Here is a 23,537-nt window from a genome sequence, read left to right on the forward strand (position 1 = left end):
GACTCGCTTTCGCTTCGGATCCGATGCTGAACATCTTAACCTTGCTAGTAAAAGTAACTCGTAGGCTCATTATGCAAAAGGCACGCCGTCACACATAAATGCGCTCCGACCGCTTGTAAGCGTATGGTTTCAGGATCTTTTTCACTCCCTTATTCAGGGTTCTTTTCACCTTTCCCTCACGGTACTGGTTCACTATCGGTCTCTCAGGAGTATTTAGCCTTAACGGATGGTCCCGCTTGATTCATACAGGATTACACGTGTCCCGCACTACTCAGGATACTACTAAATTAATGATCTTTACTTGTACCAGGCTATCACTGTCTATGGCTCCTCTTTCCAAAGGATTCTAATTCATCACATCTCTTATATCGTAGTCCTACAACCCCACAACTGCCGTAACAATTATGGTTTGGGCTAATCCGCGTTCGCTCGCCGCTACTTACGGAATCACTTTTGTTTTCTTCTCCTCCGGGTACTTAGATGTTTCAGTTCTCCGGGTTCGCCTCCATTGCTGGATACTATATCTTCAATATAGTGGGTTGCCCCATTCGGATATCTACGGATCAATCAGTATGTGCCTGTCCCCGTAGCTTTTCGCAGCTTATCACGTCCTTCTTCGCCTCTGAGAGCCTAGGCATTCCCCATACGCCCTTAATTAGCTTATGCGTCTTGCTTTAACTTGCTCTTTTAGTTTTTGTCGATACTAATAAAGTAACTAAATTAGTATCAACCTCTTTTATGTTCATTAATTGTAAACAATTAATGCTCGTATTTTTAAATCAATATGTCAATGAACGTTTTTCTTATCAAAAATATAAAACTAATGAGTATAAAGACTTTTTCATATCATGAATCCTGTGCTTTATAAACTATCAATCCTTATATCTAAAGAATCGTGGAGAATATCGGAGTCGAACCGATGACCTCCTGCGTGCAAGGCAGGCGCTCTAGCCAGCTGAGCTAATCCCCCATTATTTGAAATTCAGAATGTCGAATTTAGAATTACGAATAATGTGACTTAAACTCTATCTTCTAGAATTTCCTTTTCAATATTTTGTATGAACTTATTTTAACCTCTAATCTGTAATCTACAAATCAAAAATCGTAGTCTAAGGCAGACTCCCTTCGATAAACTCAGGATAAACTTCTTGTCTGTCTTTCGACTTCGTAGTCTCAGGCAGACTCGAACTGCCGACCTCTACATTATCAGTGTAGCGCTCTAACCAGCTGAGCTATGAGACTGTTTGTTAGTAGTGAGTAGTTAGTAATGAGTAGTTAGATCAAAATCTAAAACAATCTTACTTAATACTTAATACACAGTGTACTCAATACTAAAAAAATTATTAATTAACAGCATAAAGACTAAAAGCAACCAAGATACATTCCATCGTATCATTTCTGGTTTCCTTATAAAAGGAAATCTCTAGAAAGGAGGTGTTCCAGCCGCACCTTCCGGTACGGCTACCTTGTTACGACTTAGCCCCAGTTACCAGTTTTACCCTAGGCCGCTCCTTACGGTGACGGACTTCAGGTACTCCCAGCTTCCATGGCTTGACGGGCGGTGTGTACAAGGCCCGGGAACGTATTCACCGGATCATGGCTGATATCCGATTACTAGCGATTCCAGCTTCACGGAGTCGAGTTGCAGACTCCGATCCGAACTGTGATAGGCTTTATAGATTCGCTCCTGGTCACCCAGTGGCTGCTCTCTGTACCTACCATTGTAGCACGTGTGTGGCCCAGGACGTAAGGGCCGTGATGATTTGACGTCATCCCCACCTTCCTCGCGGTTTGCACCGGCAGTCTTGCTAGAGTTCCCGACATGACTCGCTGGCAACTAACAACAGGGGTTGCGCTCGTTATAGGACTTAACCTGACACCTCACGGCACGAGCTGACGACAACCATGCAGCACCTTGTAAATTGCCCGAAGGAAAGTCTATCTCTAAACCTGTCAATCTACATTTAAGCCCTGGTAAGGTTCCTCGCGTATCATCGAATTAAACCACATGCTCCACCGCTTGTGCGGGCCCCCGTCAATTCCTTTGAGTTTCATTCTTGCGAACGTACTCCCCAGGTGGGTTACTTATCACTTTCGCTTAGCCACTCAGACCGAAGTCCGAACAGCTAGTAACCATCGTTTACGGCGTGGACTACCAGGGTATCTAATCCTGTTCGCTACCCACGCTTTCGTCCCTTAGCGTCAATTAATTGTTAGTGATCTGCCTTCGCAATCGGTATTCTGTGTAATATCTATGCATTTCACCGCTACACTACACATTCTAACCACTTCACAATAATTCAAGACTTGCAGTATCAATGGCAATTTTCCGGTTGAGCCGAAAACTTTCACCACTGACTTACAAACCCGCCTACGGACCCTTTAAACCCAATGATTCCGGATAACGCTTGGATCCTCCGTATTACCGCGGCTGCTGGCACGGAGTTAGCCGATCCTTATTCGTAGAGTACCGTCAGAATATTACACGTAATATTGTTTCTTCCTCTATAAAAGTAGTTTACAACCCATAGGGCAGTCTTCCTACACGCGGCATGGCTGGATCAGAGTTGCCTCCATTGTCCAATATTCCTCACTGCTGCCTCCCGTAGGAGTCTGGTCCGTGTCTCAGTACCAGTGTGGGGGATCTCCCTCTCAGGACCCCTATCTATCGTAGCCTTGGTATGCCGTTACCATACCAACTAGCTAATAGAACGCATAGTCATCTTATAGCAATAAATCTTTAATCATAAAACAATGCTGCTTTTTGATACTATAAGGTATTAATCCAAATTTCTCTGGGCTATCCCTTACTACAAGGTAGATTCTATACGCGTTACGCACCCGTGCGCCGGTCGTCAGCGAGTGCAAGCACTCCTGTTACCCCTCGACTTGCATGTGTTAAGCCTGCCGCTAGCGTTCATCCTGAGCCAGGATCAAACTCTTCATCGTTTGTCTTTAAATATTATTCAAAACAATACAACGGAATTATAATCGTATCTCAATATGTTTCTAGTCTTTATTCTCTGTATAAACTATCTCTAGTTATATACGCGCTGTCAATCAATATGTCTATGAACTTTCTTAATCAATAAAGCGATCTTCATCGCTATTAATTATAGCTTGTAAATAAGGAATCGAACCCCATAAATGCTAACTAAAACACCCTAAACCATTACTACTATTTTTATGAACTATGCTTTGTTTCTCTAAGCGGGTGCAAATATACAACCCTTTTTATTTCTACAAAGCTTTTTCTGATTTATTTTTTAAAAAAAATTCTAAGAAAAAAACTAAACCAAATCTCAATGAACTAACAAAACTTAATCCCGTTTTGCAGGGCGCAAACATACAACCCTTTTTTATTCTGACAAGACCTTTTTAATAAAGTTTTTAAAACTTTATCTTAACCCTAAAATCAAAAAAATAACCCTCAATGAACTAACAAAACAATATCCCGTTTTGCGGGGGCAAATATAAAAACCTTTTTATTCCTAACAACAACTTTTGGTATAATTTTTTGCAGAAAATAAGAAACGTGCTGATTTTAAAAAAGATAGAAAACGAAGATAAGAAATTTAATCAGAATAGAGATGGATTTTTCATACTTTTTCTATGTTTCAATACCTCAATACGAATAGAATGTATTGTTTTGTATTAGGGATGGAAGTGGCATCCTTTTGTTTATTCTAAGTGGTTTAAAAAAATTACAATTATAATCTACATCTCCAAGAAAACTTCATTTCCTTACAGAACAAAAGATATAACGTACAGCCCGGTCCCATTTTTTTATGGGGAATACCCAAGAATTAATTTTTAGACGTAGTAGTTTTAGCCGCATCAGACCATTTGTTTCTTAGGTCATAAAAACTAAAATCTAAGGCTGTTTTCTGTTCTTTTAAGATATTTGACTGAAAACTTCGCTGTAATATATCCTCTATCCAATAATCTTCTTCTACATTTATTGGGTCGTATATCTCTTTTAAAGAAATACTAAAAAGTTTAGCTGTATTGTTATACCAAAAGGCTCTCCACCCACTTCTATATTCTTTTACCAATTCGAACATTGTTTTACCTGTTTGCCGATAGATCAATTTGACTAGTATTTGACCTTCTGTACGGGTAAGCTTTTTTAATTCTTTAGTAAACTCCTCTTCCATGTACTTTTGCAACATTTTTATATATCGCTTCTTTTTTCTCTTAGAATCAATATTTTCTAACCGTTCATTAAGTGCTATTAACCTATCTGCAGCTAACTTCGCATAGGGATACACTTTTCTTGTCTTACGTCTCAGGATAAGATATCTTCTTCTTGCTAGCTTGTTTTTAAAGTTTAATCTTCCTAAAATAATCACTTCATCGAGATCAATAGCTTCATGAAGAATTGTATCTCCTTCAATAATATAGTACTGCACATAACCAGTGGTATCTACCTTAGAGGTATCCACAGGTTTTTGATCTCTTTTTTGGGCATTAACAAAAGAGGTTAGCATTACCAAAAGAATATATGCCGAATGTTTTATCATAATAGATTATGAGACTTTCTAAAATTGTTCCAAAATTAACAATTAACCAATTGTAAACTGTAAAATGAATGTGAATATTGTTATTTTCGCAATAAAATGAAATAATACCATGGCAAAAAAGAGCATTCTAAATAAAAAGTCTCTGACTTTTCTTGAAAAATATCTAAACAATCCAGCTCCTACAGGATATGAATGGGAAGGACAAAAAATCTGGATGAACTACTTAAAACCTTATGTAGATGAATTTATAACGGATACGTATGGTACTGCAGTTGGTGTAATTAATCCAAAAGCAAAATATAAGGTTGTCATCGAAGGACATGCTGATGAGATTTCCTGGTATGTAAATTATATTACGGATAATGGGCTAATTTATGTGATTAGAAATGGAGGGAGTGATCACCAGATTGCAACTTCGAAACGGGTTAATATCCACACTAAAAAAGGTATTGTAAAAGGTGTTTTTGGATGGCCAGCTATTCACACTAGAAAAGGTGCAAAAGAGCAAGCTCCTACTCTAGAAAACATATGTATTGATGTAGGGTGTAACACCAAAGAAGAAGTATTAAAACTTGGAGTACATGTGGGTTGTGTGATTACCTATCCTGATGAATTTTTTATTCTGAATAAAAATAAGTTTGTCTGTCGTGCTCTTGACAACCGAATGGGAGGCTTTATGATTGCTGAAGTAGCTCGTTTACTGAAAGAAAACAAAAAGGAATTACCTTTTGGTTTATATATCACTAATTCTGTACAGGAGGAAATTGGTCTTAGAGGTGCCGAGATGATCACACACACCATTAAACCCAATGTAGCTATCGTGACTGATGTTTGCCACGATACCACTACCCCAATGATCGAAAAGAAAACGCAGGGAGAAACCAAAATTGGTGATGGGCCCGTGATTTCTTATGCTCCCGCAGTACAAAATAGATTTAGAGAGCTTTTGATAGATACAGCAGAAAAGAAAAAGATTCCTTTTCAGCGTATGGCTTCTAGCAGAGCGACAGGAACAGATACTGATGCATTTGCTTATAGTAATGGTGGTGTTGCTTCTGCCTTAATTTCTTTACCGTTGCGTTATATGCACACTACTGTAGAAATGGTACACAGAAGTGATGTAGAAAATGTTATAGAATTGATTTACGAAAGTTTACTTTCTATAAAAGCAGGAGAGTCTTTTAGTTATTTTGAAAAGTAATTGATAATACTACTATATATCCCATTTGAGAAATCGAATGGGATTTTTATGTTAAAACAAATGCTTGTAAACAATTACAAATACGTATAAACGGGTATATTTGTGATATTGCACATATAACATTGTTACCACACGTATGAAAACAAAACCATTAGAATATGAACTTTCAGAATCTGCATTGGAAAGTGTGAACAATGCTACAGATCAAAAAGCGGTTTTTGATTTAAGCAAAAAGAAGAACGTCAAGAAAGGAAATACACTTGTTATGATTAATCAAGAAACTTCAAAAGTTTCTTATATCGTTCCCATATTTCATAAAAATAAATTTTACGGAGGAAAAATACCTAAACCCTCAAGTTTATTCATAGGGCAAGCTTATGAATTTGAAAAACGGGTTACAGAAATACTAAATCATTTTCCAAAATGTGTTGAAATGGTTCTACAACAGTCTCCGGAATCTGATTCAAAAATTAGCCTTGTTAAAGATGAAACATATCATACTTTCATAATGTATAAGGTAAGTACAATTACAGCTTTAATCTCGGCTGTGGAATGTTTCATTAATGAATTGATTCCAGAATCATTCACAATAGAAAACAAAAAAAAGGAAATAGTCGGAAAAGAAGTAATCGAAAGGACTTGGAATATAAAAAGTAAACTGAAAACTATTATCCCAAAAATCAAAACTTTAAAAAACCCAGAGGAATACGATATAAATGTAAATCGGTTACTTGAATTGAATAAAATACGAAATGAATTCACTCATATGAAAACCAAAGTTAAAGGGAATAATATGGACCCGTTTATTGATTATTTTGAACTGCTGATAAACCTTAATTTAAAAGAGAAAATAGACCAAACGGAAAGTCTAATGGACATAATGCGTTGAAAAAATACGTGTGGTAACAATGGCAATAATTAATACGGGTTTTGGTGGTTAAGTCAAAGTTTGGTGTGTTTTTATGAAGTCCGCCAAATCTTTTTGATTTGGTTTTAGAACAAAAAAGATAAAACAAAATAAAAAGTTTTGGCTAAGAGCTTAAACGGAAATTAATTGCCTTTTAATCCCGTACTAATCATAGGTACTGTGTCAAAAAACAAGTTTTTTATTTAAAATATTAGGAAACAAATTGAGCAATCAAATTGTTATCCTGCGCAGCAAGAGTTCTATGCTTTTGCTGCTTTTTATTTTCATATTCTAAATCATAATCTTTTTCGTTTTTCCAAAGGGTGTACATCAGTATCAAAAGTTTTCTCTGAACCGCTATTAAGGCCACTAATGGCTTTGCTTTTTTTGGCTTAAGTCTATTGTAGAATTGCTTTAATGTGGGGTTACAACGCACGCAAGTCATTGATGGCATGTGCAAAACAGCTCTGATGTGACTGTTTCCTCTTTTACTAATCCTTGTTTTGCCTTTAAAATTGCCTGATTCTCGTAGCACTATATCATAACCAGCATAACTAGCTAGTTGTTTTGCATTTGCTATGGAATCAAAACCTAAGGTCTCACCAATAACGGTTGCTGCAGATATAAACGATATACCAGGAATACTAATCATAAAACCAATCTTTCTTTTCAGCTCTTCACTCTTCATTACCAGTTCTTGCATCTCTTCTTCTATCAATTCTATTTGGGTTAGAAGAAGCTTCAATCTGTTCTTATGTCGTTTTAAAGATTTTGAATTATGATAAACACTCGATGCAATAGCTCCTTGACGGTTGGTCTCAACGGTCTTATCCTTAAGTAAAGAACTACGCTCTCTGCTTAATAGCTTTAATGTCTGTAATTCTTTACTCGGTGGATGCCAAAGACGTATTGTCCTTTCTAAGCCTAGCATACTAAGCATTCTACTATCTAGTGCATCTGTCTTTGAACGTTGATCTAAACTCTGTGCATAACGCTTAACCCTACCTGATTGCATGATACAAACATCATAACCTTGGGTATATAAATAATGGGCTATACCCTGATGATAAACCCCTGTAGCTTCCATTACAATCAACATAGTTACATTGGAATCAACAGACTCCTTTAACCATCTCAAAAGCTCCTTATAACCTGAAATAGAATTAGAAACATCTGAATGAAAGGTAAAATCTTTCTTTAAATCCGATGTTAAATAACCTAAGGATAAGGATAATGTCTGTTTTGAAACATCAATTCCTAAACACTGCTTTAGTCTCTTTTCCATAAAACATATAATTTAATAGCTCCTATTCTCTTCTGCATCTTTGCTCGCATTTGATTCGACCTCTATAATATTAGGATCTAGGTACTGTTCAGATTCTAAGAAAATATAATAGAGAAAGGGTTCTATAATGCGATATCACCTTTGATGTATCTTGACGAGAAATCTATAACTCTAATATGTAAGCTTGTTTATTATAACTAAGCTAATCCTTTTAAATTATTAGCTTAGGAAGAGTATTGAACCTATGAAACGATATCTTTTAAAGTATCAAGCCGAGACTCGAAATCACTCTTCCTATATTAACTAATTAACGTATATTCATACATAGAAACAAACATACGAGCCGAGACGTTACACACAACAACCAACGACTGAATAACATATGATTAAATATTTGACTTTTGGAATATCAATATCATTCATCTCTTGGATAGTTGGAATGATTTTGAATAGTATTCTTTTAAAAACTGAATATTATAAAAAACTGTCTAACCTAAACTTTGCTACGAACAAAACTTTAAATAAATATATTGGAATTGAGCAGTTCAAATGGATTGTCAAAAACACCTTTTTCAAATTTTTTAACCAAAAAATAAAGTTAAAAGATAAAAAAGTGGAATTGACTGAAATACGAAAAGAAATGACAATTGCGGAAATAAGTCATCTAATCGGATTCATATTCGTGATTTTTTTCGCTTTATATAAAGGTTTTATGCACAACTATTTATTCGGATTAATAATAATGATTGTAAATGTTTTTATGAACTTGTACCCATCATTGTTACAACAAGAAAACAAAAGACGAATTGATAAGCTGATAAAAAGACAAATAAAAACTGTAGCTAACACCGTATAAATTAATGGCTAGTTCTGGCTTACTTTCTATAAAAGCAGGAGAGTCTTTTAGTTATTTTGAATAGATTTTAATCTTACATTACTATATATCCCATTTGAGAAATCGAATGGGATTTCTTATTATGTTTGGTTTCTGGCTTAAATTCTAGATCATAAAATCATGTACCCAAAGCAAAGTCGAAGACTCGCTGAAGGGCAAACCTGAAACCTCATACCTCATACCTCATACCTCATACCTCATACCTCATACCTCATACCTCATACCTCATACCTCATACCTCATACCTCACACCTCATACCTCTGTTGCATAAAAAAAACTTTCTCCCCTACCCTGTGGTTTCCCGTAACCGTAATAAAAAAGGTAGTTGTAATTTTGGATTAAAATATAAAAAACGTGGATAAGCGTGAGTTTTTATGCTATACATAAACGCTTGTAAACGATTATAAATACGTACAACCGTATATAGTTACCAAGGTAATTATATACCCGGTTGTTAGCCCTAATTGAAAAAAACACTTCGATAATTGAATGAATAAAGAACAAATATTAGACAGACTAAACGAAATAACCTCTGATAAAAACTTTATTTATGTATTATCTGCAATCGTACTCAAAGATTTTTGCGGAACATTAAGTGAACTCTCTTCTAAAAATGTAAGAGAAAGTCTAAACAACAATGAAGTAAAGTTTCTAATGGGACTTTGGGTTAAAAATTGGAATAATAAACAAGAAACCAGCTACGGTGAACTAAAAGTATTAGACGAGGTATATAACTTAATGGAACAGTTTCATTATACTTTTATGCCAGACCTTTCAAAAATGCTTGAAAACCCATCTGAAAGCTCATTTGACTTCTTTAATAATGGTTTAATGTTTAAAGAAACAATGTTCTATTCAGGGGCTGGTGCTTATGATTATCAATATACCAAATGGGTTACAGAAAAATACAAATATGATGTAGATTGGCTTTCAAAGTCAAAATCGATTAATCTAGGTAAACTTCCTGACTTTTATCATTCCCTAAAGATGCTTCAACAAGCTAAGTTGAATAAACTAAAATTCGATTCAGAGGAAACTTTTAGGGATAAATTACTTGATGTTTTTTGTTTGTCAAAAGAAGATATAATTGCGAAAGACAAAGATTTTACAGGCATTTTAGAAAACTTCATTCTTGACTTAAAACAACCACAAAACCAAAACTTCAAAGATGTTGGAGATTTTAATATTCTAGCAGAGAAATCGATAATTGAATTAACTGAGGGAAAGTATTTTATCCCTATGCCTTACGATTTATCAGAGGCTATATACGAATCACCTTTTTATTGGATGAACAGCGATGAGAATTATCGTTCCAAAGCTCAATTCAATCGTGGAGAAATTGCAGAAGAAATTACTTATAAAATTATTGAGAAAATTTTCGGTACTAACAATACTTTACAAAACTTGATAATAAAGAAGTCTAAAAGTACTATGGTTACTGATATAGACATTCTTGCTGTAAAAGATGATAAGGCAATTATTTTTCAAGTCAAATCAAAAAAATTGACGGCTCTATCGAAAAAAGGGAATATTGATGCAATACAGAGTGATTTTAAAAAAGCTGTTAAAGATGCTTATGAACAAGGATTAACAGCAGCAGAGTGTCTCAAATCGTCAAATGATTTTCAATTTATACTAAAATCAGAACCTAATTTTAAATTTGATTTTGACATAAACAAATCGTTTGTTGTCACAATTGTTTTAGACGATTATCCTGCAATAACACATCAAACACATATTCTACTAGGAAAAGAATACAAAGAGTTCCCAGTAGCTCTTAATATTTTTGATTTGGAGATTGTGGCAAAGTATCTGAACACATCTGAAAAATTTATTGATTATATTGAACGTAGAATAAAATTTAGTCAATATTATAAAGCTGACAATGAACTTGGATTTTTAGGTTTTCATTTAAAAAAAGGACTTCAAAAATTTCCAGACTCAGATATGATTGCTTTAGATGAATCTTGGGCTCAATTTTTTGACGGAGATTATTATGGAGAAATTTCTGAAGTAAAAAAAATTCAAGATAATCTTAGGAAAAAAATTGGCAGAAATGAACCTTGTCCTTGTGGAAGTGGAACAAAATATAAAAAGTGTCACGGGAAAAACAACTAGGGCTAACAATGTATATAAAAAACAACGCAAGTCATTGCTAACACTAAGGCTTGGGCATTTTTTGGAAATCATCAAATTTTTAAATTTGGCTTTTAAGATTGATAAGTTAAAAACAAAATATAAAAATTCGGCTCGTGCTAAATCCGAAAAGTTAGCGTTTATTTATACGCTACGTTTCATACAAGAAGACCGTTGTGGTGCATTTAAACAAACAGACGAACTAATATGAAAAACTGCTACAAATGTCAATCTGAAATACAAGAAAGTTTCAAATTTTGTCCGAATTGTGGTTCAAATCAATCTGAATTAGCTTGTCCGAGTTGTAAATACAAAAATGAACCTAATTCAAAATTTTGTCAAGAATGTGGCTCTAATTTAAAAGAAACTAAAAAACCAAAGGCGAAACCGAAAGTAGAAATTATTGAACAACCAATACCTGAATCTGGAATTACAGTAGAGTTCAAATATTCCACTTCCCAAACTTTTGATTTTGCAGTTGAAGAAGCAATGAAATTCAGTACGTTTCAACAAATTGGCGAAGATAAAAAAGCAATTTATCGTGTTAATGTAACTGAAGACCAAATAGAAACTCTTGAGCCTTTATTGGAAAATCTTAAAGGTTGGAGAAACCGAAAAGTTTATCACAATGGAGAAAAAGTGCTTTGGGACTCAATGTTTAGCCATCAATGGTGTTATGGACAAAGAAAAGCAAGCTATAAACCCGAACTCTATTGTTTTGGATATGAAAACAACTATGATTATAATTTATGGGGTTGCATCCAAACGAGACTTGCATTCAGAGAACACTCGGAATTATTTACTTATGGCAAGTGGTTAAATACTAAAGGAGACTGGGAATTTGACAAAGAAAGAATAAGTCACACATTAGAAAAAAATCTTTTTCAATACCGCTTTTGTCCTGCTATGAATTTGGAACTTGTTAAAGATGTTCTATTAGCTTTCCCAGACAAAGTAAATCCTTCAAAAGATGACGACTGGAAATTCATAAAAAATTACAGTTCACAAGATGGTTTAAAAATCACCGAAAAAAGCAGTTTTGGTTATGTTGAAGAATATTATGTTAATGGAGCTGCACCGCAGAGTATGAAAAAATTCTTAACTCAAATCAGCAAAAAAATGACTAGAAAATTACCTAGTGGAATTATAGTATAATATACAGAATATGAACGAAATAATTTGCCCGAATTGCAAAAAAGCATTCAAAGTTGACGAAGCTGGATTTGCTGATATACTTAAACAAGTTCGAGACCACCAATTTGAGGAGGAGTTAAGTAAGCGACTTACTATTGCAAAAGAGCAAAAAGAAAATGCTGTTGAACTCGCAATTGAGAGAACGAAAAATTCATTGCAAGAAGAACTCTCTAATAAAGAAAAAGAGATTACACAACTAAAAGCAAATAGCAAAAGTGAGTTGATAGAAAAATTAGCTGAAAAAGATACTGAATTGGCTGATTTGAAATCTAAAGTTCAGAATTTTGAAACTGTAAAAGAACTAGCTGTATCTAAAGCCACAAAAGAAATAGAGAAGCAACGTGATACTTTAGAAAATGATATAAAAACTAAAGAGTTAGAAAAAGAGAATCTTAAAAATTCATTAGAACAAAAATATTCTACCGAACTAAAGAACAAAGATACAATCATCAAATACAAAGATGATGAAATCGCTCGTGTTAAAGATATGAAGCTCAAACTTTCAACTAAAATGTTGGGAGAAAGTCTAGAGCAACATTGCGAAATTGAATTTAACAATCTTCGTGCAACTGCTTTTCAAAATTCATATTTTGAAAAAGACAATGATGCAAGTTCAAGAACAAAAGGAGATTTTATTTTCAAAGAGGAAGATAGAGAGGGAAATGAAATTGTCTCGATTATGTTTGAGATGAAGAATGAAAATGATGAAACCACAAATAAAAAAAGAAACGAAGATTTCTTTGCAAAACTTGATAAAGACCGTAATGCAAAAAAATGTGAATATGCAGTTTTAGTTTCGCTATTGGAAACGGATAACGAATACTACAATAAAGGAATTGTTGATGTTTCACACAAATTTGAGAAAATGTATGTAGTTCGTCCACAATTTTTTATTCCAATAATTACTCTGCTTCGGAATGGAGCAATGAGTTCATTGAAATACAAACAAGAACTCAACCTAATGAGAAATCAAAGTATTGACATTACTAACTTTGAAGATAAGATTAACAAATTCAAAGATGGTTTTGCGAAAAACTATGTGTCAGCAGCTAGTCATTTTGAAAAAGCTATTGAAGAAATTGACAAATCAATAGCTAGAATGGAAAAAGTAAAGCAAGAATTAAGAACATCAGGTAATCAATTAAGACTTGCTAATCAAAAAGCAGATGGATTGACAATTAAAAAATTAACTTATGGTAATCCAACAATGAAAGCAAAATTTGACGAAGCAAGAAAAGAAAATAAATAAAAAACACTGGCTACAACAAAGATGTATAAGAAAACATATCGCTATTGAAGATATTGGTAATGGGATTTGGAAAGTATTTTATAGAAATGTATTTTTAAGTTTCTTTGATCAAAAGAACCTAAGAAAGAAGCAACAAGAATAGAAACTAATTTAGTGTAAACCTTAATCTTTAACTTGTGTAAACCATGTTCCTTAACGAACATTTGAAAATAATAAATGGACTTTGATAAATTCTGTAAAAAAAATCAAATAGGCACTTATAAAATGAATCCTGACACTAAAAATGTCTCACTTCACTTCTCACCAATCGAATTAAAAAAGTTATTTAAATTAAATGGTGTAATTAAAGCCCAAAAAGGTGGTTTTGTATTCGGCAAAAATCATGATGAAGGTGGTATTAAAATTATAGAGCCTTACTTTGGAAAAAAAGAATATTATGTTTCTATAGAAATGGAAGGAAATGAATATTTAACTGACTTTACAAAAAATGAAAATATTTTAAATGAATTCAAGTTAATAAACAAGGATTACAAACCTAAATGGAGAGAGGAGATTGAAATCCCTAAAAAATGTAAAATAATCGACACAACCAAATTAGAAACTCAATGTATTCTAATTGAGCAAACACCGAGAATGATTATAAATTGTTATGCTACCAACAAACATTTAGAAAAAATCATCTCATTAGATTCTAAAAAAGGTTTTTTATCTTATCTACTAAAACTGTAGTTAACAAAGACGTGTATAAAACATAGCTATTATAGGCTTTTCGAAAGGTCTGTGAGTATTTACAAAGACCGCTAAATATAAAATTTGGCATTTATAGAAGAAAAAATAAAAGCAAAATATTTATATTTACCTAAGTAATAAACCGAAACAAAAGTGCCTATCTCCTGCCCTACATTCCATACACAAACCATCAGACTGTCTAAAAACCTCTTGTAGAGAATTTTGTATTTGGACTCCTATCTTTGAAAAAACTCATATATTCAATTTAAGATCCCAGTTTAGCTAGATAAATGCCTCGAAGCCCAATGTTTACGGGTTTCCGTAAATACATAGTGCCCTAAAACTTTCTTAGATTTTTTTCTAAATTTTATGGCTTTATAAAAACCTAACTATCAGTAGTGTACTATTGTTTTACTCCCACAAAATCAAGTGTTTACGGTAAAACCGTATTTAAAAAAGCTGCCTTCTGTACTATATTTGATTGTTTTTAAAAGATAAATAGTAAAATAAAAATTAGACTGATTCTACTATTGATATAGTACTTCCCCAAATCATTCTAAAAAAATATAATCAATTATCATTTGGTAAAGGGTAATCTCCTTATTTAATTAGTATTTTAGGATAACAAACCTTAAAATATGTATCAGATGAAAAATGTAATCATTTTATTCAGCATATTACTTTTTCAATTGATATGAGTAGCTGTGAAAAACAAGAAATTAATGATGAAACAGGAATCGAAGATTTACAAGAAAGGCCAGCTTTCAAAATCGATAAAGAAGAAATTGAACCAGGCTCAAAAGGGTGATCGAATAAAAAGTATTTTTTGTTATATAACGATAGCTATACTTCCAGTAATCCTGTATAGTTATCGTTTCCTACCAAAGGTAGAAACTGTTAACATTTTGGGCTATGAGTGGGGTTTTAATGGGTTCACGTCTTCATATTCTTTTTTATTCGCTTTTTTATCTAAAATTGCGCCTATCTTGTTTATCTCCATATTCTTTTTAAAACCTAAACCGATATTTTTTTTAAAAAAGAAAATAACTATAAAACATTTTTTATACCCTACTCTTTTAATCTATTGCTATCAACTTATTTTTATTCTTGCTCCTGTTGATAAAATTGACGAAGGTTTCTATTCTGAGTTAGTTGGTTGGAGTTCTGCGTTTGGTATGACTACTTTGGTTATTTTCTCGAATGAGTTTTTCATCTTAATTTCAAAAGTATTTAATTTTTTCTACCTAAGAGTCACTCTTAACTCTTATCGTCTTAAGCTAAAAATTAGAGATTTAATTTCTTTTATTATTAAAACCAGAAATAGTGATTCCCATGAACTAAACGAAGAAGTATTTGATAAAGAAATGTGGGATGTTCTTGACAAGACAAGTAAATAGTAGTTTAGTATAATGAATAGGAATAAAATAAAAATAGTAGAACGATTAAAGAAAAAAGGGCTGATTACGAGAGGTGGCCTTAATGAATTAATGATATTAGCTACTGAAGAAAATGAAAAGAAACATTCTAATATATTAATTTCTACTTTATCAATTCAAAAAACAAAACAAATCTTAAATGCTTTGGAGAAATTCGAAAATAACAAAGATTGTTTAAGACCAAACATTACCTTAGCAAACCTTGCTTCAAAATTAAATACCAACAGCAAATACCTATCAAAAACAATCAACTTACATAAGAAAAAAAGCTTTACTCAATATATCAATGATCAAAGAATAGAATACTTAATAGAAAAACTCAAAACAGATAAAATTTACACTAATTACACTATCAAAGCTATTTCGAAAGAAATAGGTTTTAACACTCCTAAAGCATTTTCACAGGCTTTTTTCAAGAAAACAGGAGTATATCCTTCTGAATATATTAAAAACATTATTTCATAGATTTCTATATGATTTACTAGTGTGTTTTCATGGAAAAGGATGTCCTTTTTCATGGAATCGTGACTACTACTCTTTGCAAAAAACTATTACATGTCTTTACATTTGATCCTAGAAAATGTAAAGTATGGAATCTCATTTACATCATAACAAAAGTAAATTCGTTATTGTAATTATTGAATCTCTTCATATGAAAGCTGATACTTTTATGTACAATCTGGCACATCATCATCCCTATGAAATGTTACTGTATGTATGGATCAATAAACTTTATACCAAAGGAAAATCTATTGACGATGCTATCCAACTTATTTACAAAGCCCGAAATATTCTTTTGCTTAACAAAGGCCATATAGTATGTAATGACTACTAATCTATTACTTGAAAGAATTTGATATTTATGTTTTCTACTACCTACAGACAATTAACAACACAACAACAAAAGCTAGCCTACCATAAACTTGCCCTACGATTAAGAGCCCCTAAAAAAATAGTAAGAGCAATATTACTTAAAATTAATCCCCCGATAAAGATTGTAGGTCAAAATGTTATCATGCATTATCATACTTTGGATAGGATTCAACAAAAGATAAAACCATTTATAAACCATAATTACATCGTTTAAATTTTATATCAATGAGAAATATAATTCAGGATTTACTTACACAAGACGAAAAAAAGAAAGCAGAAAAATTAGTTGCAGAATTAGAAATGATATTTATAGACAAACTATCTGCATTAACAGAGAAACAACGCAGGGACTATAAAGCGATCAATGAGAAAAATAAGCTGTTTGTCAACAAAATATGGGATTATAGACAACATAGCAGTTCTCTAAGTTCTCCAGATGTAGATTGGGAGGAGTTTGAAAAAGATTATAAAGCCAGAGTGTTTACAGAAAATCTTTTAGGTCGTGTAGAAAGTTTAGCGTATCGTTTGGAGAGTACCAAAATACTGCATGACTACGATAATTATCAAGATGCATTAAACGATTATGCATATTCACAATACAGTAAGGGAGCAGGAAAACCGGGATTTACCGAAAAAGTAGCAGAATTAAAACAGTTTTTTGCTCGTACCAAAAGTATTCCTACAACCGATGAAACAGAAGAATAGCTCCATTTAACCCAAAAGACCTTCTGATGGATCAAAAAGACGTTCCGTTTAGCTCAAAAGACGAAGTTTTTAACTCGATCAGTAGAAATTTCAGCTTTAGAAGTTAAAACTTCAACTCATTTCCTTAAAATTTTAAGGCAGTGCTTTAAAAATTAAGCAAATCGAGTTAAACACTTCGTCAAAAAGACGCATGGGAAGGTTAAAAAGACGCTCCACATAGTCTTTGTGATTAAATAGGTTAGTAAACCCTACCAAAATTTCAACTCAAATAGTCAAAAGTCCAGTACAAAAGTTAAAAAAGGGACACAGGAGTAATTAGCATATTATAGTAAAGTTGAGTTTGTGTATATACTTCCTTATGTGTTATAAGGTTACTCCTGCACCTTTTTAATTTAATTTTTATGCTTCCAGATCACATAAACGATATACCGCCAGAAATATTATATACCATATTAAAAGTATTAGGTATCGATATTGGTGAATTTATGTATAACCTACTAAACGATAGTCCACAAGAAATCATGATCTATGCCAGAATATATGCGCTGTACATGATGCAAGAACAACAATGATAAATGATAAATGTAATCGTGAGAAGTCAGAAGTCAATTAAAACTTTGCTTCTCTGTTTCTTTGAAACTACTCAATACTAACATCTCAATACTATTTTTTCACATAACATTAACAGTGCAAGAATTCTCAGTTCCGAAAAATGAAACTGGCATGTTCTACTATTGCATAGAGAATATCAATTTTAATAACCTAATAAAATCCAACTTATGAAAATACAGAAGCACCACCTTCACTAAAATTAGAATCCAAAATTTATAGAAGTTTACAAAAGACAAGTATTCTAGACACTACACCAGCCTTTTAACTTCTCGACAAAAAAGAATAATGGGACTTGTCCCCTTACTCGACTATTGCCTGAATTGAACCTTACTATTCTGCATTGATACGCACGAATACTAGTCAATACATCACTAATATTTAAATTAAAAAAAATGAACACATCATTTGTATGGGGCTTGCTATGCCTTGCCTTACTATCTGTGCATCAAAGTTATGCACAAGAACCAACAGGACTTACCTGCGATCAAAAAGCAGAAGTTATCTTAAAATTTAAAAATGATTTTAAAAACTATCCGCCAGCATTGATCGATGAAATGATCGAATATATCACCCCTTGTGCCGAAGCCTCTTATGGCAGGACAAACCCATCATCGGCCTATGCCAAAGGACTGCTTCATCTAAAAAAAGGGGATTATGCTTTTCTTTTTGGTAAGAGGCGGGAACTCTCTTTTTTACATCTTTTTAGAGCAGCATATTATCAATATCCTCCTGCTATGCTTGATCATAGTATCAATCTGTTATCCAATGGATATAAGGAAAAACACCATTTTGCATATGGTACAATAGCCAATGATTTTGAAAAACTGATTACCCTTGATTATAAACCAGATATTGCACATTATGTATTAGGGTACCTTAACCTGAAAAACTTGTTGACTAATAATGATTTTACCAATACCACTTTAGTCAATAAAGCCAAGACTCATTTTGAAAGTAGTAATCATCCTATGGCAAAGCACTGGCTAGCGATTATGCAGTATTATGGTTATGGGATGCCTAAAGACAAGACTAAGGCACTACAACTATTATCAGAGAATAATATCTTTAATAGTCGAACCCTAAAACAAACCCTACAAAATCAAAATAATGACTGGATACCCATCTCGGCAGAGGAACGTTTGGCAAGTATAGAGAACTACAACACACATCGTAACTCCATAACTCTTATTGGGAGCGGGAAAACCAATTTCCAGGGGCATTTTATAGAGTATGACTGGACTGCCGCTGGCGTAAAACAATATATCCCTATTACCCTATCTGTTACCAAGCGACAAGATCATGGTACTTATGATGATGTCAGGCTCGAACTTACTATGAACGGAGAAACAAAGATTCATGATATTAGATTAGCCAAAATTACCAGTACTACATATGAGAGTGGTTTTGGTTTTGGTCAATTTATACCTCTTAAATTACCCTCATTACAAAATGAATTACAAGACCATCCAGATAATAGTACTCTTACGTATAGCATTCAGGGCTTTACATTTAGACAAGCCCCAGTAGATGGTAAACAAGCACTAATTCTTAAGGCAACACGAACTACAGAAATAGTAGAATTAAACGAGAAAGTATATACTCCATTAAGAATGGTTCTATATCCAGAAACCCCAGCACCCGCAACAGCTTCTATTGCAAATGCTCCTTTAAAAGCAGCAAAACCATTGGTGCTCGATAAAAATTTCGCAACCATCTCACCCAACCCAATTGGTAATGAGTTTGCCATCACCTATACGCTAGATCAGGCAGCAGAAGTAGAGGTTGCAGTATATGATTTTTATGGTAAGCGAAGAATAAACCTGCCCAGCCAGAAACATAGTACAAAAGGTATACAAACCATTACGGTTGATAGCGCTGCACTGCCCAGTGGTACCTATGTGATACAAATGACCATAAACGGAGCTCCTTATTCTAAAACTGTTGTAAAATTATAAAACACATGAAAACTATATATAAATTATTGATAGTAGGTATGCTATACCTGATATCAAACACCACATATGCACAGATTGTTCAATACTCAGACGATGGTACAAAAAGCTGTATTGATTGTGAGGAGAAAACAGGCACTGCTTCTGATTGTTTCTGTTATTTCTTTGAAGATGTACCCAGATTTCATGAAGTACTTGCCAAAATTGAAGCAGAAAAAAGAGAAGAATGGTTACGCGGGAAAGAAAAAATACTAAAAGACGTTATTGAAGACCGCTTACATACAACTTATACTAGTTACCCGGAAGCTCAAAGGGCTTTTTTTAAAAAATATTCAGCAGAATTGTATTCAGAAAGTATATTAAATAATTTAGAAAACAACGTAAGCTCTTCTCAAAGGCCGAAAGAAATAGAAAAGAATAAAAACCATTACGCAATCCGCACCATTAAAAAATTATTTCAATACAATAATGAAGGTACTGCTTATAAGTTTGGGGACCTTAAAATGAATGGTAAATATCTAAAAGATATCCCAAATCAAGAGGCTGTACAAATACATATGGGTTTAGATAATAAGAGAAAAGAGATTGCATATCAATTGGTAGGTATATCACGTATATTAAAAGGTATCCCAAAGATACGCCAAAACAAAGCTTTGGAAGAAAGGGTTCTTAATGATTTTATGAATCATTATAACGGTCATGATTTTCCAAACAGAGTACTGCTTATGGCTAAATATTTAATTTGGCAAAACAATGGTCATATAGTTGGTAACAACCCTGCTAATGATCCATATCCTCCTTCGGTATTTAATCCGAACTTATATGATTACCAGAGTATAGCTAGAGATTTAGCTCTTAATGCAGGGCAACCTATCTCTATTTCCTATCCACCAGTAACAGATGATCAGGCTATAGCGTTCTATGCTATGAGTACGTTTGGAGATAATGAATATAACTTTATGATGGAAACAGCTCAAGAGAATTTACGAGGAGCAACTCAAGGTTATTTAGAAAACTATCAATATGATACTAGTGCGTTAGGTCGAACCAATAATGCAATCCGTAAATATGTTAACAATGAAACAGCTTATAACTCATTTGATAATTATGTAGTAGCTGGTAGTGGTACTACTTCTAATGTAGATTTAGGCGACGGTGCTAATCATGTGTATCGTTGGAAGTTTAATAGTAATGGAGAAAATAATGGTCTTGTGGGGGTAAGCAATTTCTTTTATGAGTTATTTAAATTAGATGAAAATCATTATGAATTAGAAGGTTCGATATTTAGAAATATGTTTAACGCAAATAGTGTTGATGTAGGGAATCTAAGTAATCATGATTTAGGTAGGCTCTTTGATTTTAGTACAGTATATCCTTATGGAGAATATAAATATGATATCTTTTTTGATTATTTTAGTTTATCTGATCAAGAAGTAGCTAATTTCTTAATTGAAAAAGAAACAATTTTTTATGCTGATGCCGGAGGAAAGAAAGTTAATCCAAAAGAAGAGACTAAATGTTTCGATTTAACTAAACCCGCAAAAGTAACTATTTATGTGGAACAGCCAATTGAAGGGTCTAGGGAAATAACAGCATATGTTGGTCATACATTTGTAGGGATAGAACAAGGAGGGATAAGTAGATACCTTGGATACTATCCTAAAAATCAAATGCCATCACTAATCTCAGATCAAGTAGCTGAAATCCATGATAATAGTGGAGCACCCTATCATGTAAGTATTTCTACCGAAGTATCATCAGATCAGTTAAAGAGAATAATTAATCATATTGTTGATTTCCCTGAAACATACTTTTTAAACACTTATAATTGTTCTGATTTTGGTATTGATATTGGAAGGCGGGCAGGAATAAATTTACCTAAAACAATAGGGCAATATAAACAATTATTTTTTAAATTTGAGGGTAGAAACCCATCAGATTTAGGAGAAGATATTAGAGTGATGAACTCAACTCCTAAAATAACAATAGAAAAAACTGGAGGAAACGCACCTACTAAAAAAGGAGGTTGCTAATTTAAAAAAGAACATTATATGTGTGCCAAAAATAAATTAAAGTTTATCTTATCTTTTTTTTTAGTCTTTTCAGCTATAATAAACTGTCAGGGTCAGAAAACTAAAAAAAGTGAAATTGTTAAATCATTTTTTGAAGATATTTTTATACATAATAAGTCTTCTGAAAAATTATTTGTAGAATATGCTGATAAAAAAGGTTCTGGAGCTAGCACTTCAAAAGATACAATCTCTGATATGTTTAATAAATGTGTTTTGCAGTTAAAAGCAGATAGAAAGCATTTACTTAATAAAAACGTTCGTTTTGATGTAGAAAATTATAATACAAGTTCTCAGCCTGATTTAAGGTATTTTGACAAGAAAGCGGGAAAACGAATATTTGTGGTAAGTGTAAATGGTAAGATAGAGTGTTATGTTCTGATGAAAAAATCTAAAATTTTGGCGTTTCATTATATCACGAAAGGTAAAGAAGGACCAACCTATTTTTATACTAAATAGTAAAAAGCTCGTAAAAATTGAAAGTTTTTTTTTAAGCATTTTAAGATGTAAAATGAAAGAGAAGTTAGAAATAGTGTATTGGGCGAAAAATGTCCCCTGCTCTCGCTAGTGGCGATATGAGTGGGATAGAAATCAGATATAGAGCAAATTAAAAAGCTATACTATTGTAGTATAGCTTTTTATATTTTGTTACTATGAGTAGGAACTATATGTTTTATAATAAATCAGGTTTTGTAATGGCTATACTCAATATGAGGGAAACATGCCTGTTTTTGGTTACTCATACCGTACCCTTCGAGAGTACTTCGACAGGCCTGTCCTGAGTTTACCGAAGGGCTCAGTATGACACCTCAGGGTGCGAATAGAGGCATAATCCTAACAAAATCAAAAAGATAGCTAAATCTTTCTTAAAAAAATCTCAGTCCCGAAAAATGAAACTGGCATCCTATATTCTTGTGTCATAAAAATTTATTAACTATATAAATATATTAAGAATGGCATTAGAAAATCTAATTAGTGTAACATTTACAGAAGAGGAATTAAACAAATTAACCCAAGGGATAGACACCATAAAAGAGGTATTGTTGGGTAAAACAGTAAATCTTACCCCCGAGCAGCGAACACAGTATGGGCGAATCGCCAATCAAAACAAACTTATTGTAGACAAAGCCAAAAACTATATGGAGCAACATCCCACCTGGATTCCTAATTTTTTGGATAAAGAAGAGTTTAATCGTGATTACACCACTCGTAAACAGATAGAATCTCATGTGCAGCAGTTAGAATATCTGGCGCAACAATTAATAGACACCAAAACCTTACTAGATCATGATAACTACTCTAATGCATTAAGTTTTTATCGTATGATGCGGTATCTGGCTGGTGAAAACGAACCGGGTGCCAAGCCTGTATATGAGGATATGAAAGTGCTTTTTAAGAAAAACGGAGGGGCTGCTAAAGAAACCGATACAGAAGCATAACTCGAAGCGTTATCGAGGTGCTTATAAGGATCATCAAGATACATCAACGTATTAAAATCATAGTTCGAACTACCACATAGGGTAGCTTGAAGAGGTACCAAGGTACTTCGAAGGATTAAAAAGGTAGTTCGAACTACCTTTTTTTGGATCGCCACCTATCGATGTATCGCAAAAAACCCTTATGCTATCGCTTTTAGTCCGTAATCTATTGCTTCGAAGCTCTATTGTATCCACTCGAAGCATTAAAGTATCGGCTCGAACTACCTTTTGATACATTTGACCCCATGTCGACAAGGGGTTACCCCCTTGTTGGGAACTCTTTGAGTACTCA

At 33.3% G+C, this 23,537-nt stretch carries 18 protein-coding genes, 2 tRNA genes and 2 rRNA genes (1 of these 22 only partly in view); 16 read left to right on the forward strand and 6 right to left on the reverse strand.

Annotation, left to right across the window (positions count from 1 at the left end; all coding sequences use genetic code 11):
• The 5 genes from AAFU52_RS24190 to AAFU52_RS24210 form a co-directional block, all read right to left on the reverse strand.
• Positions 1-666 (reverse strand): 23S ribosomal RNA (locus AAFU52_RS24190) (it extends 2,154 nt beyond the left edge of the window).
• A 230-nt stretch (positions 667-896) separates the two neighbouring features.
• Positions 897-970: transfer RNA gene (locus AAFU52_RS24195), tRNA-Ala, on the reverse strand.
• 198 nt (positions 971-1,168) lie between these two features.
• Positions 1,169-1,242: transfer RNA gene (locus tag AAFU52_RS24200), tRNA-Ile, on the reverse strand.
• Between the two features lie 185 nt (positions 1,243-1,427).
• Positions 1,428-2,949 (reverse strand): 16S ribosomal RNA (locus AAFU52_RS24205).
• The 16S and 23S rRNA genes sit together here with 2 tRNA genes alongside, the layout of an rRNA operon.
• Positions 2,950-3,806: 857 nt before the next feature.
• Positions 3,807-4,523 carry a DUF4294 domain-containing protein gene (locus tag AAFU52_RS24210; protein ID WP_024772648.1) on the reverse strand — a complete coding sequence of 239 codons (717 nt, stop codon included), beginning with the start codon at positions 4,521-4,523 and terminating at the stop codon, positions 3,807-3,809.
• Positions 4,524-4,632: 109 nt separating this feature from the next.
• Between AAFU52_RS24210 and AAFU52_RS24215 the strand changes: the two genes are divergently transcribed.
• Together AAFU52_RS24215 and AAFU52_RS24220 are read left to right on the forward strand one after the other, a co-directional pair.
• Positions 4,633-5,724: a M42 family metallopeptidase gene (locus AAFU52_RS24215; RefSeq protein WP_024772649.1), complete on the forward strand. Its 1,092-nt coding sequence runs from the start codon at positions 4,633-4,635 to the stop codon at positions 5,722-5,724.
• Between the two features lie 136 nt (positions 5,725-5,860).
• The gene (locus AAFU52_RS24220) at positions 5,861-6,613 is read left to right on the forward strand and encodes a hypothetical protein (RefSeq protein ID WP_438423982.1); all 753 of its coding nucleotides are present in this window, start codon (positions 5,861-5,863) and stop codon (positions 6,611-6,613) included.
• Positions 6,614-6,842: 229 nt separating this feature from the next.
• Here the strand turns inward: AAFU52_RS24220 and AAFU52_RS24225 are convergent, their stop codons facing one another.
• On the reverse strand, positions 6,843-7,916 hold the full coding sequence (locus AAFU52_RS24225; protein ID WP_438423984.1) for an IS110 family transposase: 1,074 nt from the start codon (positions 7,914-7,916) through the stop codon (positions 6,843-6,845).
• A gap of 439 nt (positions 7,917-8,355) precedes the next feature.
• Here AAFU52_RS24225 and AAFU52_RS24230 point away from each other — a divergent pair, with 439 nt between their 5' ends.
• The 14 genes from AAFU52_RS24230 (at position 8,356) to AAFU52_RS24295 (ending at position 23,206) form a co-directional block, all read left to right on the forward strand.
• On the forward strand, positions 8,356-8,772 hold the full coding sequence (locus tag AAFU52_RS24230) for a hypothetical protein (protein ID WP_438426657.1): 417 nt from the start codon (positions 8,356-8,358) through the stop codon (positions 8,770-8,772).
• A gap of 529 nt (positions 8,773-9,301) precedes the next feature.
• The gene (locus tag AAFU52_RS24235) at positions 9,302-10,930 is read left to right on the forward strand and encodes a YecA family protein (RefSeq protein ID WP_438423986.1); all 1,629 of its coding nucleotides are present in this window, start codon (positions 9,302-9,304) and stop codon (positions 10,928-10,930) included.
• A gap of 225 nt (positions 10,931-11,155) precedes the next feature.
• Positions 11,156-12,103, forward strand: a complete 948-nt coding sequence (locus AAFU52_RS24240; protein WP_438423989.1) for a double zinc ribbon domain-containing protein — start codon at positions 11,156-11,158, stop codon at positions 12,101-12,103.
• Positions 12,104-12,113: 10 nt separating this feature from the next.
• Complete coding sequence (locus AAFU52_RS24245; RefSeq protein ID WP_438423991.1) at positions 12,114-13,391, forward strand: DUF2130 domain-containing protein; 1,278 nt, start codon at positions 12,114-12,116, stop codon at positions 13,389-13,391.
• A gap of 216 nt (positions 13,392-13,607) precedes the next feature.
• Positions 13,608-14,120: a hypothetical protein gene (locus tag AAFU52_RS24250; RefSeq protein WP_438423992.1), complete on the forward strand. Its 513-nt coding sequence runs from the start codon at positions 13,608-13,610 to the stop codon at positions 14,118-14,120.
• Positions 14,121-15,106: 986 nt separating this feature from the next.
• Positions 15,107-15,517 (forward strand): hypothetical protein, encoded by a 411-nt coding sequence (locus AAFU52_RS24255; protein WP_438423994.1) that lies wholly within the window; start codon positions 15,107-15,109, stop codon positions 15,515-15,517.
• 12 nt (positions 15,518-15,529) lie between these two features.
• Positions 15,530-16,021 carry a helix-turn-helix domain-containing protein gene (locus AAFU52_RS24260; protein WP_438423996.1) on the forward strand — a complete coding sequence of 164 codons (492 nt, stop codon included), beginning with the start codon at positions 15,530-15,532 and terminating at the stop codon, positions 16,019-16,021.
• 124 nt (positions 16,022-16,145) lie between these two features.
• Entirely contained in the window at positions 16,146-16,391 is a 246-nt protein-coding gene (locus AAFU52_RS24265) for a hypothetical protein (RefSeq protein WP_438423998.1), read from the forward strand.
• A gap of 263 nt (positions 16,392-16,654) precedes the next feature.
• A complete protein-coding gene (locus AAFU52_RS24270; protein WP_438423999.1) occupies positions 16,655-17,134 on the forward strand; it encodes a hypothetical protein in 480 nt (159 codons plus the stop codon).
• A 401-nt stretch (positions 17,135-17,535) separates the two neighbouring features.
• On the forward strand, positions 17,536-17,706 hold the full coding sequence (locus tag AAFU52_RS24275; RefSeq protein WP_438424001.1) for a hypothetical protein: 171 nt from the start codon (positions 17,536-17,538) through the stop codon (positions 17,704-17,706).
• A gap of 432 nt (positions 17,707-18,138) precedes the next feature.
• Entirely contained in the window at positions 18,139-19,701 is a 1,563-nt protein-coding gene (locus AAFU52_RS24280; RefSeq protein WP_438424003.1) for a T9SS type A sorting domain-containing protein, read from the forward strand.
• Positions 19,702-19,706: 5 nt separating this feature from the next.
• Positions 19,707-21,731: a hypothetical protein gene (locus tag AAFU52_RS24285; RefSeq protein WP_438424005.1), complete on the forward strand. Its 2,025-nt coding sequence runs from the start codon at positions 19,707-19,709 to the stop codon at positions 21,729-21,731.
• Positions 21,732-21,749: 18 nt separating this feature from the next.
• Complete coding sequence (locus AAFU52_RS24290) at positions 21,750-22,226, forward strand: hypothetical protein (RefSeq protein ID WP_438424007.1); 477 nt, start codon at positions 21,750-21,752, stop codon at positions 22,224-22,226.
• A 494-nt stretch (positions 22,227-22,720) separates the two neighbouring features.
• A complete protein-coding gene (locus tag AAFU52_RS24295; RefSeq protein ID WP_106793537.1) occupies positions 22,721-23,206 on the forward strand; it encodes a hypothetical protein in 486 nt (161 codons plus the stop codon).
• The last annotated feature ends 331 nt before the right edge of the window (positions 23,207-23,537 follow it).

This window comes from Aquimarina macrocephali (genome assembly GCF_051627225.1).
Lineage (GTDB): Bacteria > Bacteroidota > Bacteroidia > Flavobacteriales > Flavobacteriaceae > Aquimarina > Aquimarina macrocephali.